Source organism: Shewanella sedimentimangrovi (genome assembly GCF_017354965.1).
In the GTDB taxonomy this organism is placed as follows: Bacteria; Pseudomonadota; Gammaproteobacteria; order Enterobacterales; family Shewanellaceae; genus Shewanella; species Shewanella cyperi.
The window spans coordinates 75,587-92,361 of record NZ_CP071502.1; the positions used below are offsets into that span (position 1 = coordinate 75,587).

A 16,775-nucleotide genomic window follows, 5' to 3' on the forward strand; every position below is an offset into this window, starting at 1 on the left:
GTATCGGCTGACAGGCAGGAGCGCCCATGGAATACAATGAGATCAGCAAGACCCTGAACGGCCTCAATTGCCGCAGCAACTTCACAATTCACCAAGTGACAGAGTACATGTTGCCCGGACTCAAGGAGCCTCTGTACCTGCACAAGGAAGGCAAAACGGCACTGCTGGTGATCCGTCCGGCCTTTGAGCTGTTTGCCGGTGAGCTGGCAGGCCTGGCCGGGGTGCATGCCAAGTACGATTATCACCACAATGCCCAGATGACCCGTTTTCCCACCCGCTTGCACAAGAGCCTGACCGAAACCCACTATGGCCTGGCCTTCAGTTTCGACGACAGCGAAGCGGTGCGGCTGTTTATCGAGCGCTTAATCGCCATAGTCAAAGGTTAAACGGATCGTCACAGCGGTTGTCCCCCGCGCCCGGGTTTGTTAACTTCGGCATTGAAAAGGCTTATTTTTCAATAATGGACGCGCTACGCAGCGGGTCCCTCGAAGGAACGACATCATGAAATTTGCTTTAACCTCTATCGCTATCCGGCCCCTGCTGGCCCTGTTGTTAACCCTGGTGGCCGGCGCCGCCCAGGCGGGCCGGGTGGAAACCCTCAGCGTCAAGAACGAGGCCTTTACCGAAGCCGCCGAGTTTCGTATCAGCCTGCCCGACACCTACGACACCCAGACCGATAAACGTTATGTGGTGCTGCTGGACCTGCATCCCAGGGCGGCGAACTTGCTGGCCGGTATGGAAGATTGGATGAGCCACAACGGTGATTGGCCCTGGTTGGAGACCATTATCGTCACCGCCCCCGATAGTCATCAGGGCCTGGGTAAGCTCAAGCAGGCCGCCATAGAGCAGGGCGATGGGCAGCTGCTGGACTTTATCGAGCGCGGCCTGCTGCCGGCCATCGAGGCCAAATACCGCAGCAATGGCTTTAAGATCATGAGCGGTTTTACCGGCAACGGCGGATTGGTGCTCTACACCCTGCTCAACCGACCCGAGCTGTTCAACGCCTACCTGGCGGCGAGCCCGGTGCTGGGGCAGGATTTTGCCAAGGTGTTGCAGGACGCCGAGCCCAAGCTTAAGGCTATGGCATCCAGACTGGAGCACAAGCCGCGCTTCCTGCAGATCTCCACCAGCGACAGCGATTTCGAGCAGGGCCAGCTGGCGCCCTATGCCGAGCTGGAGGCCAAGCTCAAGGCTTTTGCCCCCGCGGGACTCAAGTGGCAGAGCAAGCGCTTCGATGGCAGCTACTACATGACCCAACCTGTGCTTGCTACCGCCCACGGTATCGAATTTATCTTCGACGACATCCACAGAGTGCTGGCCCCGGACTCGGCCATCAGTCAGAAGGGAGCTGAGGCCATCATCCGCCATTACCAGCAGCTGTCGACCGATGTCTACGGTTTCGAGGTCAGCCCGGCTGATTCGCTGATCGCCCTGGGCCAATCCCTGAAGCAAAGTGCGCCGCAGCAGGCCCGGGCCGTGTATGAGTCCGGTCTTGCCAGTCTGCCCAAGTCCGCCAGCCTGCATTTCGAACTGGGGCTGCTGCTCGGCGAGCAGGGCGACAAGCAGGGGGCCAGGAAGGAGCTGCAACTGGCACTGGCCAATACCGATCATCCCTTTTGGCAAAAATATTACGGTGATGCCCTGGCAAAAATAGAGTCAGGAGTGGCAAAGGAGTAAGCATGAGTACCATACCCGGGCCCGATGGCCAGCCCCGCTGCCGCTGGTGTGGGGCGGCGCCGGAGTTTTTCGATTACCACGACCGCGAGTGGGGTTATCCTGTGGCGGACGATGTGCGCCTGTTCGAGAAGCTGTGTCTGGAGAGTTTCCAGTCCGGTCTCAGCTGGCGCACCATACTGGCCAAACGGGAAAACTTCCGCGCCGCCTTTGCCGGCTTTGATTTCAACAAGGTCGCCGAATTTGACGAGCGGGATGTGCAGCGGCTGCTGGCGGATGCCGGCATAGTCAGGCACAGAGGCAAAATAGAAGCTGTGATCAACAACGCCAAACGGGCCCAGGAACTGGTGGCAACAGAGGGTTCGCTGGCGGCCTATTTCTGGCGTTTTGAGGCACCCGGAGGCCATGAGCCCCAGACCATGTCCACCTCGGCCGAGTCCGAGGCCCTGTCAAAGGCGCTGAAAAAGCTGGGCTGGAAGTTCGTCGGCCCGACAACCGTGTTTGCCTTTATGCAGGCCATGGGCCTTATCAATGATCACGTTGAGAACTGCGTGGTCAGGAGCAAGGTTGCCGACGCCCGCGCCGGTTTCAGAAAGCCCTGAGTGCCCTTGGTTAGCCAATAAAAAAGCCCGGACTCAGAGCCGGGCTTTTTTATTTATCGTTTGTATAGAACAGGCGGTTTACTTGGTCGAGTCCAGCCAGGCGGTTATCTTCTGCTCCAGCAGGGGTAGCGGCAGGGCGCCGTTTTCCAGCAAGCGATCGTGGAATACGCGGATGTCGAAGCTGCCCCCCAAAACCGTGCGGGCCTTTTCACGCAGCTCGATAATCTTCAGCTCGCCCAGCTTGTAGCCCAGGGCCTGTCCCGGCCAGACGCAATAGCGCTCTATTTCCCCCGTGGCCTCGGAGATGTGTATGCCCTCGGTGGCCACCGCGTAGTCTATGGCCTGCTCCCGGCTCCAACCCTTGGCGTGCATGCCGGTATCGACCACCAGGCGCACGGCGCGGTGCAGTTCAGATTGCAACCTGCCAATGTCGTCTATGGGATCGCCTTCATAGATACCCATCTCGGCCGCCAGGCGCTCGGCATACAGGGCCCAGCCCTCACCGGCGGCGTTGGAGTAGAAGATAGTGCTCAGCAGCGGCAGGGTGTCCGACAGGCCGATAATGGTCTGCAGATGGTGCCCGGGATTGGTCTCGTGGTAGGTCAGGGTTTGCAGCGAGTAGGACGGCAGGGAGGCTGTGTCATACAGGCTGATCCAGAAGGTACCCTTGCGGCTGCCATCCTGGGACGGGGCATCGTAGAAGGCACCGCTGGTGGAGGCGGCGCGGCTGTCGGGCACGGCTTCCACCGCCACCTCCTGATCCGGCAGGCGGCCGAACCACTGGGGCAGCTTGGCGTTCACCAGTGCCAGATCCTGCTGAATACCGGCCATCAGCTGGGCCTTGCCCTCGGGGGTGTTGGGGTAGAGATATTTGGGATCGTTCAGCAGCACCTGCATGCGCTCGCCGACTGTGCCTTCGGTGTAGCCGACCTTTTGCAGCAGGCCGTCCATTTCGGTGCTGATGCGGGCCACCTCACTCAGTCCCAGCTGGTGGATTTGCTCGGCGCTCATGTCCGAATTGGCCAGGTGCTTGATCATGGCCTGGTACAGTTCGGCGCCCTTGGGCAGACGAGCGATGCCGGCGTCATGCACGGCCTTGGGCTGCAGCGCCTCCAGGGCGGCAACCAGTTCCCGGGTGGCGGGATAATAGTGGCTGCCCACCAGTTCGGCGGCGGTGGTCACCAGAGTGGCTGCGTCCGCCACTTCGCCTTCGGTAAGCTTGGCGGCAAAGCTTTTCACCAGCGGATGCTCGGCGGCCGGAGAACTCAGTTGTTGCTGCAGGGCAAACAGGGTTTTGGCTATGATGAAGTCCGGTGGGATCACCCCCTGTTCTGCATCCTGATTCAGTTTTTCGATAAGGCCCTTCATGGCCACGGGATAGGCCCGCAGTCGGCTCAGGTAAGCCTGGGCCTGGGCGCTGTCGGTCACGGCAAACTTGTCTTCCATGTAGCCGGGAAACTCCACCTGCAAACCGGAAAGGTGGTTGACCGCATAGGGTTGGAACCAGACGCCGTATTCGCCGAGTATGTTGCCATATCCGACGGTTTCGGCCGGCAGCAGGGCGCCGCGTACCTCGGTGCGGATGGCATTCAGGCTGACCCGCTCAGATGGGGTGAGGGCTGCGGCGTCGATGGCATCCAGTTGCGCCAGCATGGCTCTGACACCGGCACGGCGCTTGGCCTCACCGTCAAGGCTGTAGTCTGTGAGGCTGGACATTATGCCTTCGCCGGCATCGCTGTCGGGCACGCCGAAGTAGGTGGCCAACTCGGGGCGCAGGGCAAAATAGCTGCGGGTCATGGCGCTGAGCTGCTGCTTGAGGCTTACCTTGTCCTCGGCCTGTTTGGTCGGAGTTGGGGATTGAGTCTGGGATTCGACTTGGCTTGGGTTGCCAGGGGCCTGCTGGCCGCAGCCGCTGACCAATAGGGCCAAGATGGCACCATTGATGATATTTTTCATAGGGTTCTCGTATCCGTTGGCTTTATTGTTAGCGGGTCTGCGCCCGATTGGCGTTTATCCTAACAGCTCACGGCCTCAGAGGCTGAATAAATTTGTATACAATATTGAGCTTTCCTGACCCTAATGGATTGATTTGGCGTTGGAGAGCCATTGCGCAATTTCAATCAAGTATTGGCTTGGGACCGTGGGCATAGTAGTGGCCACGACGAAAGCGAAAACAGAGAAGGGAACACAGAAGGCATGAAGCAGGATAGCAAGAGTTCACACCAGGCCCGCCTGGGCAAGGTGTGTGACTACATAGGCCGGCATTTGGATGAGGATCTTAACCTGGATAAACTCGCCGCCATCGGCGCCATGTCCAGGTTCCATTTTCACCGGGTGTTTCAGGCCGCCACAGGTGCGCCCCTGAGCCGCTATGTGTTGCTGCTCAGGCTCAAACGCGCCTCCTTCCGGTTGGCCTTCGAGCCCAAGCGCAAGATCCTCGACATAGGCCTTGAGGCGGGGTTTGACAGTGCCGAGGCCTTCAGCCGCGCCTTCAAGCGGGTGCTGGGTCAAAGTCCTTCCGCGTTTCGTCGCAGTCCCGGGTGGCCAGATTGGCACTTGGTGATGAATCAAATGAATCCGGCCAAAGGAGAGACGAAAGTGGATATTAAAATTGTGGACCTGCCGACGCAGCAAATTGCCTATCTGGAACATTGCGGCGACCCAAGCAGGGTAATGGAAACCGCCGGCCGTTTTATCGAATGGCGCAAGACCAGCGGTCTGTCACCTGTGGATAAGGCCAATACTTATGGCATACCCAATGGCGACCCCAAGACCATGGCGGCAGAGGCCTTTCGCTTTCGCATCTGTGGCACGGTTGGCGAAGCCATACCGGCCAACGACTTCGGGGTGCAGAATGGCAGCATTCCGGCCGGCCGCTACGCCGTGGTGCGCCATTTGGGCAGCCACGACGCCCTGGAGGACAGCATTTATGCCTTCTTCCGCGACTGGCTGCCCCAAAGCGGTGAAGCGCTGCGGGAAGAGCCGCTGTTCTTCCACTACCTGAACTTTGTCCACCAGGTGGACGAGTGCGATCTGCAGACCGATATCTACTTGCCGTTAATGTGAGCTCACTGCGTTGGTGGCGCTTCATAATGCGCCGCTATATTCTTATGCCGATAAGTGACTAGAGCCGGGCTTCCCGGGACCCGCTTGGGTCCAGACTTTGGCTAAGCTTGTACTCTGCGGTGAGCTATTTCGTTATAAGCACATAACGACCGGCTCGCTTGTTAAACCAGAGGACATGATCATGGCACATTCAACTCAGGTCTATGACGCCATAGTGGCGGCTGACCAGGCCTTTATGGCTGCCTTCCATCAGGGTAATGCGGCGGCGGTTGCCGACCTTTACTCCCGTGACGGCCAGTTCTTGCAACCCAATGGCGGCTTTGTCAAAGGTCGCCAGGCCATACGCGATACCTTCCAGGCCATCATGGACATGGGGGCGAAGGAAATTCGCCTGGCGGCATTGGAAGTGGAAGACTACGGCGACACCGCCGCGGAAATAGGCACCTATGTGCTGGAAGGGGACGGTGGCCAGGTGCTCGATCAGGGGAAATTCATGGTGCTCTGGCACAGGGAAAACGGCCAGTGGCGCCTGTACCGCGATATGATCAACTCCAGCATGCCGGCCCACTGAGGGCCCGCAGAGGTTTATAGGTTTTCAACCCTGAGCGGCTGGTCGCCGGCGCAGCACTCGGCATACAAAAAGCCCAGCAACGCATTGACCGCATCGAAATTCAGGGTGCAATACAAGGTGCGGCCGTCCCGCTGTTGCTGCATCAGCCCGACCTTGCTCATTCTACTCAGGTGATGGGACAGGGTCGAACCCGGGATATCCAGCTTGGCCTGGATATCCCCCACTCTCATGCCCCCATGGCCGGCCCTGACCAACAGGCGAAAGATACTCAGGCGGGTGCTGTGCCCCAGTTCGGCCAATTGATCGGCCGCCAGTGTTAATTCCATGCTCAATCCTTATCGACTGTCCTGGGCCTATTCTAGCCGTCGTCGGCAACGGAAAACAAAAATATTTCGATCATTGTCGAAATTTCTTGTATTTCGATAATCGTAGAAATATATTGATTCCATAATCATCGAAATATGTGCCGACCCGCTCGGCATCCACAGCAGTAAAACAGGAGGGGCACCATGTATCCGGCATTCCAGGCGGCGTTAGTGTTTTTTATCTCTACCCTGGCAGAACTATTGTTGTTGTTTGTGGCCATCAGCGCCCTGGTGCAATGGTTGCAACTGCGGTTTCCGGCAACCCGGATCAAGGCCATGTTGGGGGGCGGTGCCGGCTATCTGACCGCGGCGGCACTGGGAGCCATCACGCCTTTTTGCAGCTGTTCGACCCTGCCGCTGCTGGAGGGTATGTTGCGGGCCAGGGCCGACTTTGGCCCTGTGATGACCTTTTTGCTGACCTCGCCGCTGCTTAATCCCGTGCTGCTGGTGTTGCTGATTGGCACCCTGGGGCTCAAACTGGCGCTGTTTTATGCCCTGGGGGTACTGCTGCTGGCGCTGCTGGCGGGCTGGTTGTTGCAACACCTGGGATTTGGTCGTTATGTCACCCTGACGCCGGGCACAGTGGAAGAAGCGGCCACCGCGGTTGCAACACAAGGCATTAAAGCCGGGGTGCTGCTGCGCGGTGCCGTGAAGCAGACCCGGGAAGTATTGCCGCACCTGATTGCCGGGGTGGCGGTCGGCGCCCTGATCCACGGTTATGTGCCGGCGGACTTCTTCAGTCGTTTGGCACTCGGCGAACCCTGGTGGCTTATTCCGGCCTCGGCGCTGCTGGGGATCCCCTTGTATGTGCGCGCCAGCTCCATGTTGCCCCTGGCGGCCAGTCTGGTGAGCAAGGGTGTCAGCTATGGCAGTGTGATGGCCCTGACCATAGGCGGAGCCGGTGCCAGTCTGCCGGAACTGATCATCCTCAGCCGCCTGTTCCGCTGGCCGCTGCTGCTGGCCTTTATCACAGTGGTCTTCACCACGGCCTGTGTTACCGGCCTTACGGTCAATCTGCTGATGTAGCCTTGAGCTGGCATAACCCTGAGCAGGTGTTGTCCTGACCGAGTCGACGTTGCCCCGAAGGAGGGAAGGAGAAACAGATGCATGCCACCACATTGGTCAAGCCGACCTTGTCGGCAGCCACAGAACCCGATTGGTCGGCGCTGCTGACCCGCTCATCCCTTGGCCTCAGGGCCGCCGATGGCCGCTTTATGCCGCTGCCCGTGTCCCTGACCCCTTATCAATTGACCCCGGCGCAGTGGCTGGCGGCGAAACAAGGGGCGAGCCTGCTGGGCAGGATGCTGGCCGCCATTGCCGCCGAGCCCCACTGGCTGCTGACCGGGCTGGCCCCCATACTTGACGGGGATTCTCTGCCGGCGCGCTTGGGGCGTTTGCTGCAGCAGTCCGGCCCGGCCCGGGCCCAAGGGCTGGCCCTGATGCGTCACGACCTGATGTTGGATAGCCAGGGCCAGTGGCGCTGGGTCGAGTCGAATCCCATCGCCGCCGGTATGGGGCCACTCAATGACCTTTGGCTTGAGCTGCTCCGCCCCCACAGGCCGGAACTGACCTTTGCCGACAATCAGGCGTTGGCACGGCAGGCGGATTTTATGCTGCAGGCCGCGAAAAGTTGGGCACTGGCTCGGGGACGCAGCCGGGCCAACATAGGTTTTGTGGTCGAGCCCAGGGAAGACAATATCTTTGATCAGCAGCTGCTGGCCGATGCCATGGCGCGGCAGGGCGCCAGGGTGCAACGCCTGACCCTGGCCGACCTTGCAGCTTGCCTCAGCAGTGGCAGCAATGACGGGCCGCTGTTGGATTTGCAGGGCGAGGCGTTGGATCTGCTCTATTGGCGTACCGGCTACAACGCCGCCGATTATCAGAACGAGGCGCAGTGGCGGCTGCGATCCGAGCTGGAGCGGCTGGATATTCTGCTCTGTCCCGACATGGCGCTGCAGTTGGCCGGCAGCAAGTATCTGCAGCTGCAGCTGAGCCAGCTTTTTGCTTCCCCCGAGTCCCGCCTGGCATTTGGCCGCCGCTTTGGCTTCACGGCCACCGAGCTCGCCGAACTCGGCGCCCTGATGTCACCGGCCATGGCGGTCGCACAGTTACATCCTGAGCAACTGCAAAGCCTGATTGAACAGGGCTGGTGGTACAAGCGTCAGGACGAGGGCGGCGGCAATGTGGCCAGGGGCGAGCAGGCGCTGGCCTGGGCCCGTGAAGACAAGGCCGACAGTGGCGCCCAGTTAATGGCACCCATAGCCGCCCAATCCAGATCGGAACCCCTCGCCAAGTTGGTCCGGGGGGAAATGTTGCAGGCCCGGGGTCATATCTCGGAACTGGGGATCTTCACCCTGGGTGAGCGCGCCGACTATGGCGGCTACCTGCTGCGGACCAAGGCCGACACCAGTCTGGAGGGTGGGGTGCATAAGGGCTTTGGGGTGCTGGACACCCTGGTGCTGGCGCCTTAAGAGGATTGGTAAAGTACTCAGACTTTGGTTAGGTTTCGCTTGATTGAGACGGTACCTGGCGCTGTTGCCAGCGCAACGAGAGTGTCACTTGGAAGGAGTATCGGGATCTGGTAGCCTGCATCTCACGTGGCACTGCTTTCATTTTAGGCTTGCCATGTAAAACAAGGATAAATTATGCCAAGGAATAGCCTGTGAGATTATCTTCTTCCGCCCTGTTAGCCGTTGTTTTGGGTTGCTTTTGTCAGCCAGTGTTCGCCTATGAGCAGCCGCCCGAAAAATATGCTCAATTTTTTCGTGAATTTAAGCCGGGATTTGAAAAAAGCAAGCCAGAGTTTGGAGACCGATTGTTTGCCGCTATCAAACAGAGCACCAGCGAACAAGAAGTTGTCAGTGAAATGCAATTATATACAGGGATGAACGATGAAGAAGTCACTGCTTTAATCGATTATTTCTTGAAACAATACTCATTGTTGAAAATGAAACTTAAGGATAGAAATCAAGAAGCACTGACGGATTTATCCAAGGGCATAAGTCAAACTATTTTAAACAAAAGCTACTCATCAAAGTTCGCGTCTGAAATATTTAAGTCTTGGCGTAAGTTTGAACAGTGCCCCAAGCAGGACCTGATTGATGCAATAGCATCCAAGGATTATGCCTATCAACTCTTCATAACCAGTGAAGAGATTAAGTGGTGCCCGGAGGTAGCGGAAACCATGCTGCACACTTTCGGTGCCACACCAGATTTGTGGTATCGGATAATGGATACGGCTCCTTTAGACCGAGCGCAAACACTCTTACTGAAAAGACAATTGTTTGCAGAGAGAGAGTGGTTTGGTGATGAAAAAACCAGTCTGTATCTGGCTGCATTGTATTTGGATGAGTTATACGAACAAGCTTATTTGGCAGAGTTTACCCGGGTGTTGAATGGTCTGGAACCTTGGCAGCGGTTGACTCTTATCAAAGGAGCTTTAATACGCTGCCCAATGAAATATTGTGGGTCTAACCCTTATGGCTGGAATAATTATCACCAATTTGATGTCGCTATCATGGTTAAGCAGCTATTGGAAACGGAACAGGCTCCAAAAGCCAAGACAATTACCCGTACTTATGATCCGCATCAGATGGAATATTTACATAAGGAAGAAAAACAAGAAGAGATAGAGCAATTCGATTTTGGTGACGTTAAATTCGAGCAAATCATTCAAGGGCAAAGATCACTTATCATAGGTAGCAAAGACAAAACCCACCGGGAAAACGTGATATATGATTTATTATCTCGTTATCTTTCCACTAATAGCGACGATTTCTACGATTACTTTTTTGGTGGTTCCGATAAGCGTGGGGCCATGCATGGCATGTTCGTTTTTGGGCCAGTGGTTGCATTATTCGGGGCCAAACTTGCCAAACGGGAAGGTTATCCTGTAATTGCAGATGATTTGCTTGGGGGGGCTGAGAAAGCATTGTTTGAAATCAATGACTACCGGTCAGATATTAGCAAGCCTTGGAAGGCAATACTGGATCCTTACTTGGCTGATGCCAGCTTTGAAAACGGCATTAAGGCAGAGCGCGCAGCCTGGTTCGCAAAAATAAAAGCCGATTTGAGTAGTGGTTCGACTGAAGATGGTTCCTGGTTGGTTAAGCTGAAGACCAAGTTGGGATTGGAAACTCTTGATTCAGAAGCAATAAATCCATTCCTTAGTCCCCGCAAGGTTGCCTTTGTTGAGAAACCCTTGCCAGATGCGAGTGGCAATATGGAACAGCCGAATAGCAAGGTCTTCTCGCATTTGGAGCTGCCAATTTCTCCTTGGTCGGTGGTACGTGCTGCAGAATCTGCCGATGGCCTTTATGTCCTATACAGAAACCACGATGTGGACCCGGTCGGGGAGCTGCCCGGTGGTGGTTACTGGCTGATCTTCTCAACCGATAAGGGACAAACCTGGTCGTCACCCTTATACCTGGGGTTGCAAGAACACCAACCCTACGAAATAGTGCGTGATTCTGGCCTGCCGATCCGTGACGGAGAGTTTTTTAATCTTGAAGTAAGAAGGGCGCCACTGGACCCAGACAGTATCAGCTTTCCTCCAGTAGGCCTAAGGGTGCAGTCCGATCCGAGCAAGCTGTATTTGCAGTTCCGTTGGCAGGATCTGGTTCAGGATTCAGATGATGATGGCCTCAATGATCTGCTGGAAGAAAAGCTGGGGCTAAACCCTATGGTGGCTGACACTGATGGCGATGGCTTGAGTGACCGTCTGGATCCCTTGCCCGGAGTCAAATATGAACCCGAGACTGATGACGTGACGGCCGTGATGCAAATGGCCTTTGAGCAAATTGTGAATTATGAGAAAGATGCCTTGCCAGTCAATCCTGGTAGCACTTTTCCTATTTCCCTGCCTACAGATGCGGTGGAGCAAGGGCGTTTTTATACCCTGTTTGTGACAGGTGACCGCAAAAATTACGCCTCATTGCAGCTACCCATGAGGGTCATAGTCATGTCTACGGTTGAAGTGAAGGCCGCCGGCGACAAGTGGGGCATTTTCTATCCATTGGAGATCAAGTTCTATATCAACAAAGCGAAAACCAAGGCTTATATTGACTGGTCGGCGCGATGGCAGGGGGGCAGTATCAGATTCGAGAAATCCGGTTCTGAGTGGAAATCCCAAAAAGAGTCTTCCTGGATTACCTGAACCTTTGCTGCGGAACTTAATATGTCATTCTTATCTTGTCGGGGCTGATTGTAGGCACCGACAGGATTTGTTAGCCGCAGCTCACATGACTCGCCTCTCATTTCAAAGTTGCCATGTAAATCAAGGATAAATTATGCCAAGGAATAGCCTGTGAAATTATCTTCTTTAGCCCTGCTAGTCGTTGTTGCTTTGGGTTGCTTTTGTGCACAGGGATTTGCCAAAGGGCAGCCGCCCGAAAAATATACTCAATTTTTGCAAGAGTATAAGCCCAAGCCTCATGTGCGTAATCCAGAGTTTGAAGATTGGTTGTATGCCGCAATCAATGTTTCAATATTAAATGATGACAATATTGAACAAGACATTGTTCAGGAGCTTCAAAACAATACTGGGATGAATCTGGAAGAGGTATCAGTTCTTACAGAACTTCTCCTTAGGCAATATCAGTTTTTAAAAGAAAGATGGAACAAAAGAGATCCGAAAGTATTGGAGATAATTTCTAGGGAAGTAAGTGAATCAATATTAAGTAAAAATTATTCTCCCCAGTTTGTCTCAGAGGTATTGACATATTGGCATAAATTTGAGCAATGTCCAAGGCAGGACTTGATCAATGCTATAGCCTCGAAGGCTGAAGCATATCAGCTATTTATGTCTAGCGAAGATGCCATGCGCTGCGCGGGTGTTGCTGCATCTCTGTTGGGTAAATACGGTCCTACACCAGATGTATTGTTCCGCATCGCCGATGTCGCCACCTTGAATAATAAAACTAAGCTGTTGTTAAAGAAAAAGCTGTTTGAGGAGAGGGAATGGTTTGCCAGTGAAAGCGCAAGTCTTTTCTTGACGGCAATATATCTGAATGAACTATATGCACAAGCCTATATGGACGAGTTTCTGCGAGTGTTGGATAGTCTGGATGCTTGGCAAAGGATGTCATTTACCAGGGGGACTTTGGCGCCGTGCCCTATTCAATATTGTGGTTCCAATCACCATGGGAATGACAGTTACTACCAGTTTGATGATGTGATTATAATGAATCACTTACTAAAAGAGGACCAATTTCCTTCCAGAGAAAAAGTCACCGTTTCTTATAGTAAGCATCAAATGGAATATACGAATAAGCAAAGCCAGACAGAAATGATCGAAAGGTTCCAGTTTGGCAGTCTTGTTTATGATCTGGTTACCCAAGAGCATGGACTGCCAATCCTTAAAAAGAAAAATAAGTCATCAAGAGGGACGATGACAGACGAATTGCTGCGCTACTATCTTGCTGCACATAGCCCTGACGTTTACGACTATTTTTTCGGCGTCCCAGGTAAGCCTGGCACCATATTTACCATGCCTTTTTGGGGGCCGGTCGTTAGCCTGCTGGGTGCTAAACTTGCCAAGCGTGAAGGATATCCGGCGATTGCCGGCTATTTGCTTAATCGTGTAGAGAAAGATTTGTTTTTGACTAACCACTTCGCTGCGAGAACTTTCAGCTCTTGGGATGAGGTATTGATTCCTTATTTGGCGGACGCCAGATTTGAAGGCGAAATTGAAGCAGAGCGCACTGCTTGGTTTGCAAAAATAAAAGCCGAATTAGGTACAAGTCCAGCAGATAGCAGTTTCTGGTTGGCCGAAATAATGGCCAAGCTGGGGTGGGCGGCTGAAGACGAGGGAAGTCCATTCTATCGTCCTCACAGGCTCGCCTTTGTCGAGAAATCCCTGCCGGATGAATATACCAACAAGGCTGAGCCTCATGCCGAGGCATTTCGTAATTTGGAATTGCCGGTACCGCCTTGGTCTGTAGTGCGCGTAGCCGAGTCTAATGATGACATTTATGTCATATACATTAATCACGATGTGGATCCTGTTGGGCAATTCCCCGGCGGTGGATATTGGTTAATATATTCGACCGATAAGGGGCAAACCTGGTCATCCCCCCTATATCTGGGATTACAGGAATTCCAGCCCTACGAGATAGTGCGTGATTCCAGCTTGCCAATACGTGACGGCGCGTATCTAAATCTCGAAGTGAAAAAAGCGTCATTGGAGCCACGTAACGTTAGGTTGCCTCCCCAAGCTTTAAGGGTGTCGTTTGATCCGGGCAAGCTGTATTTGCAATTCCGTTGGCAGGACTTGGTGCAGGATTCGGATGCCGATGGTCTCAACGATCTGTTGGAAGAAAAACTGGGGCTTAATCCGCTAGCGCCCGATACGGACGGCGATGGCATGGGTGGATAAGCAGGACTCCTTGCCCGGAGTCAAATATGAACCCGAGGGTGGTGACGTGGCAAAGCTGATGCAAATGGCCCTGGAGCAGATTGTGGAGCGCGAAAAAGAGGCCTTGCCGGTCAACGGCGAAACGCGTTTGCCTCTGTCACCGCCCCCAGCTGCTGTGGCAGCCGAGCGCTTTCAAACTCTGTTTTTGACCGGGGATAGTAATAACTTTGCCTCGTTAAAGCCGCCCATAAGAGTCATAGTCATGTCTGAAGCCGAGGCCAAGGCCGCCGGCGATAAATGGGGTGATTTTTATCCTTTGGATATCAGACTATTTATCAATAAGGCGAAAACCAAGGCCCATATTTTTTGGTCGAAAGAATGGCAGCTGGAGGAGAGTATCGAATTTGAAAAAAACGGTGCGGATTGGAAGTTCTCTCAAGGTTCCTTTAACTTACCGGTTAAACCTCCATTGCCATGATTGCCACAGTGATTTCCCCAGGCAATTAATCCAAGACATAGGGCGGCAAAAAGCGGATAATTCCGCCAATTTTGCTCGATTTGACCATGGTTTTGGGGTTGCCCTTTGCGGCCCCGCCATGGCGAGCGTCATCGGTGCCCTAGAGGCAGGCGGCCAGCCCCGCAGGAATTCGGAACTATCCAATGGAAATCAAAGTAAATTTTCTCGACAATCTCAGACTTGAAGCCAAGTTTGATGATTTCACCGTCATTGCCGACCAACCCATACGCTACAAGGGCGATGGCTCGGCCCCCGGTCCCTTCGATTACTTCCTGGCCTCGTCGGCCCTGTGTGCCGCCTATTTCGTCAAGGTGTATTGCGTCTCCCGCGATATTCCCACCGAGGGCATCCGCCTGTCCCAGAACAACATAGTGGACCCGGAAAACCGCTATAACCAGATCTTCAAGATCCAGGTGGAACTGCCGGAAACCATTTCCGAAAAGGACCGCGAGGGCATACTGCGCTCCATCGACCGCTGCACAGTGAAGAAGGTGGTGCAGACCGGCCCCGAGTTCCAGATTGAAGTGGTGGAAAACCTCGACCAGGACGCCCAGGCCATGTTGATGCTGACCGCGGACGAGAGCCACCATACCTTTATCCTCGGTAAGGACCTGCCGCTGGAGCAGACCATAGCCAATATGACCGGCATACTGGCGGATCTCGGCATGAAGATAGAGATCTCCTCCTGGCGCAATCTGGTGCCCAATGTCTGGTCGCTGCACATTCGCGATGCCGCTTCGCCCAAGTGCTTCACCAACGGCAAGGGTGCCACCAAGGAGAGCGCCCTGTGCTCGGCCCTGGGGGAGTTTATTGAGCGCCTGAGCTGCAACTTCTTCTACAACGATCAGTATTTCGGCCCGGAAATCGCCAACGCCGAATTCGTCCATTACCCCAATGAAAAGTGGTTCCAGCCCGGCCCCAACGATGAGCTGCCGGACGGCCTGCTCGACGACTATTGCCTGGAGATCTACAACCCGGACGGCGACCTCGCCGGTTCCAACCTGATAGACACCAACTCCGGCAACGTGGCCCGCGGCATCTGCGCCATTCCCTACGTGCGCCAGAGCGACGGCGAGACAGTGTATTTCCCGTCGAACCTGATTGAAAACCTGTTCTTAAGCAACGGCATGAGCGCCGGCAACAACCTCGATGAGGCCAAGGTGCAGTGTCTGTCGGAAATCTTCGAACGCGCCATCAAGCGCCGCATTATCGAAGAGGAAATCGCCCTGCCGGACGTGCCCAAGGACGTGCTGGCCAAGTACCCGGCCATACTGGCGGGCATAGAAGCGCTGGAGGTCCAGGGCTTCCCGCTGGTGATCAAGGACGCCTCCCTCGGCGGCCAGTTCCCTGTGATGTGTGTGACCCTGATGAACCCGCGCACCGGTGGCGTATTCGCCTCCTTCGGTGCCCACCCCAGCCTGGAAGTGGCGCTGGAGCGCAGCCTTACCGAGCTGCTGCAGGGCCGCAGTTTCGAGGGCCTGAACGATGTGCAAAAGCCCACCTTCAACAGCATGGCGGTGCAGGAGCCGGAGAACTTCGTCGAGCACTTTATTGACTCCACCGGGGTGATCTCCTGGCGCTTCTTCAGCGCCAAGCAGGATTATGAATTTGTCGAGTGGGACTTCTCCGGCACCAATGCCGAGGAGAGCGCGCGTCTGTTCGGCATACTCGAAGACTTGGGCAAAGAGGTCTACATCGCCGAGTTTACCGATCTCGGCAATGCCTGCCGCATCCTGGTACCGGACTTCTCCGAGGTCTACCCAGTGTCGGACCTTATCTGGGACAACACCAACAAGGCCCTGGATTACCGCGAAGACATACTCAACCTGCACAGCCTCAGCAGGAAGCAGCTGCGCAGCCTGTCCAGACGCCTCGATGAGAGCCAGCTGGATATCTATACCGACATCATTACTCTGATAGGGATAGAGTTTGACGAGAATACCGTCTGGGGTCAGCTGACCATACTGGAACTGCGCCTGCTGATCTGTCTGGCGCTGGGTGAACTGGAAGAAGCGCTGGAGCTGACCGAGACCTTCCTGCAGTACAACAACAACACGGTCGCCCGTGGCCTGTTCTACCAGTGCGTGCAGGCGGTGCTGGAGATCAGCCTCGACGACGAGCTGGAGCTGGATGACTATCTGGTGAACCTCGGCCGCATGTTCGGCCAAGAAACCCTGGATGCCGTGGTGGGCTCTGTGAAGGGTGAGGTGCGTTTCTATGGCCTTACCCCAACCAATTTGCAGCTCGATGGCCTCGAGAAGCACCAGCGGTTGATTGAGAGCTACAAGAAGCTCCACGCCGCCAGGGCCCGAATAGCGGCTACGGCCGCTAAAGCCTAATCAGCTGTGGAGTCGCCTTCAGAGAGAAGGCTTGACTCTCCAGCGTGATAGCAAATATAAAAGCCAACCCTGTGGGTTGGCTTTTTCATGGCCCATAAGCGGACTTGCTCAGCAGGCTGTTTTACCGCGTGGCGTGCCAAAATATCGCTGGGCTCGACTCAAATACCTCGAAAGATATACTCATAAATAAGTATAAGTCATTGAGCTAACTCACACTTTTACCCATCCAAATCCCGACTGAGCAAAAGCATGTGCCGGATCACAAACCGGCTAAAAGCAAGCCAATA

At 54.9% G+C, this 16,775-nt stretch carries 13 protein-coding genes; 11 read left to right on the plus strand and 2 right to left on the minus strand.

Annotated elements, in window-relative coordinates:
• Positions 1-26: 26 nt before the first annotated feature.
• The 3 genes from JYB85_RS00345 to JYB85_RS00355 all read left to right on the plus strand — a co-directional run bounded on the left by JYB85_RS00345 (position 27) and on the right by JYB85_RS00355 (position 2,276).
• Positions 27-386 (plus strand): hypothetical protein, encoded by a 360-nt coding sequence (locus JYB85_RS00345; RefSeq protein WP_207380584.1) that lies wholly within the window; start codon positions 27-29, stop codon positions 384-386.
• 115 nt (positions 387-501) lie between these two features.
• Entirely contained in the window at positions 502-1,677 is a 1,176-nt protein-coding gene (locus JYB85_RS00350; protein ID WP_207380585.1) for an alpha/beta hydrolase-fold protein, read from the plus strand.
• A 2-nt stretch (positions 1,678-1,679) separates the two neighbouring features.
• On the plus strand, positions 1,680-2,276 hold the full coding sequence (locus JYB85_RS00355; protein ID WP_207380586.1) for a DNA-3-methyladenine glycosylase I: 597 nt from the start codon (positions 1,680-1,682) through the stop codon (positions 2,274-2,276).
• Between the two features lie 78 nt (positions 2,277-2,354).
• Here JYB85_RS00355 and JYB85_RS00360 read toward each other — a convergent pair whose 3' ends face one another.
• Positions 2,355-4,232, minus strand: a complete 1,878-nt coding sequence (locus JYB85_RS00360) for a DUF885 domain-containing protein (protein WP_207380587.1) — start codon at positions 4,230-4,232, stop codon at positions 2,355-2,357.
• 240 nt (positions 4,233-4,472) lie between these two features.
• Here JYB85_RS00360 and JYB85_RS00365 point away from each other — a divergent pair, with 240 nt between their 5' ends.
• Both JYB85_RS00365 and JYB85_RS00370 read left to right on the plus strand, forming a co-directional pair.
• Positions 4,473-5,342 carry an AraC family transcriptional regulator gene (locus JYB85_RS00365; RefSeq protein WP_207380588.1) on the plus strand — a complete coding sequence of 290 codons (870 nt, stop codon included), beginning with the start codon at positions 4,473-4,475 and terminating at the stop codon, positions 5,340-5,342.
• A 181-nt stretch (positions 5,343-5,523) separates the two neighbouring features.
• Positions 5,524-5,913, plus strand: coding sequence for a YybH family protein (locus tag JYB85_RS00370; protein ID WP_207321511.1), 390 nt, complete (start codon positions 5,524-5,526; stop codon positions 5,911-5,913).
• Between the two features lie 14 nt (positions 5,914-5,927).
• Here the strand turns inward: JYB85_RS00370 and JYB85_RS00375 are convergent, their stop codons facing one another.
• Positions 5,928-6,245 (minus strand): ArsR/SmtB family transcription factor, encoded by a 318-nt coding sequence (locus tag JYB85_RS00375; RefSeq protein WP_456114988.1) that lies wholly within the window; start codon positions 6,243-6,245, stop codon positions 5,928-5,930.
• A gap of 177 nt (positions 6,246-6,422) precedes the next feature.
• Between JYB85_RS00375 and JYB85_RS00380 the strand changes: the two genes are divergently transcribed.
• From JYB85_RS00380 to JYB85_RS00405, 6 genes are all read left to right on the plus strand, one after another.
• Positions 6,423-7,304, plus strand: coding sequence for a permease (locus JYB85_RS00380; RefSeq protein ID WP_207380590.1), 882 nt, complete (start codon positions 6,423-6,425; stop codon positions 7,302-7,304).
• Between the two features lie 77 nt (positions 7,305-7,381).
• On the plus strand, positions 7,382-8,749 hold the full coding sequence (locus tag JYB85_RS00385) for a glutathione synthase (RefSeq protein ID WP_207380591.1): 1,368 nt from the start codon (positions 7,382-7,384) through the stop codon (positions 8,747-8,749).
• A 191-nt stretch (positions 8,750-8,940) separates the two neighbouring features.
• Complete coding sequence (locus tag JYB85_RS00390) at positions 8,941-11,433, plus strand: hypothetical protein (protein ID WP_207380592.1); 2,493 nt, start codon at positions 8,941-8,943, stop codon at positions 11,431-11,433.
• Between the two features lie 150 nt (positions 11,434-11,583).
• Complete coding sequence (locus JYB85_RS00395) at positions 11,584-13,653, plus strand: hypothetical protein (protein WP_207380593.1); 2,070 nt, start codon at positions 11,584-11,586, stop codon at positions 13,651-13,653.
• A 46-nt stretch (positions 13,654-13,699) separates the two neighbouring features.
• Positions 13,700-14,110: a hypothetical protein gene (locus JYB85_RS00400; protein ID WP_207380594.1), complete on the plus strand. Its 411-nt coding sequence runs from the start codon at positions 13,700-13,702 to the stop codon at positions 14,108-14,110.
• Between the two features lie 182 nt (positions 14,111-14,292).
• Positions 14,293-16,488, plus strand: a complete 2,196-nt coding sequence (locus tag JYB85_RS00405; protein WP_207380595.1) for an OsmC domain/YcaO domain-containing protein — start codon at positions 14,293-14,295, stop codon at positions 16,486-16,488.
• Positions 16,489-16,775 lie beyond the last annotated feature (287 nt).

Coding starts and splice junctions, on each gene's coding strand:
- JYB85_RS00380 (WP_207380590.1), top strand. CDS start 6,423: ATGTATCCGGCATTCCAGGCGGCGTTAGTGTTTTTTATCTCTACCCTG.
- JYB85_RS00385 (WP_207380591.1), top strand. CDS start 7,382: ATGCATGCCACCACATTGGTCAAGCCGACCTTGTCGGCAGCCACAGAA.
- JYB85_RS00365 (WP_207380588.1), top strand. CDS start 4,473: ATGAAGCAGGATAGCAAGAGTTCACACCAGGCCCGCCTGGGCAAGGTG.
- JYB85_RS00360 (WP_207380587.1), bottom strand. CDS start 4,232: ATGAAAAATATCATCAATGGTGCCATCTTGGCCCTATTGGTCAGCGGC.
- JYB85_RS00405 (WP_207380595.1), top strand. CDS start 14,293: ATGGAAATCAAAGTAAATTTTCTCGACAATCTCAGACTTGAAGCCAAG.
- JYB85_RS00350 (WP_207380585.1), top strand. CDS start 502: ATGAAATTTGCTTTAACCTCTATCGCTATCCGGCCCCTGCTGGCCCTG.
- JYB85_RS00355 (WP_207380586.1), top strand. CDS start 1,680: ATGAGTACCATACCCGGGCCCGATGGCCAGCCCCGCTGCCGCTGGTGT.
- JYB85_RS00370 (WP_207321511.1), top strand. CDS start 5,524: ATGGCACATTCAACTCAGGTCTATGACGCCATAGTGGCGGCTGACCAG.
- JYB85_RS00345 (WP_207380584.1), top strand. CDS start 27: ATGGAATACAATGAGATCAGCAAGACCCTGAACGGCCTCAATTGCCGC.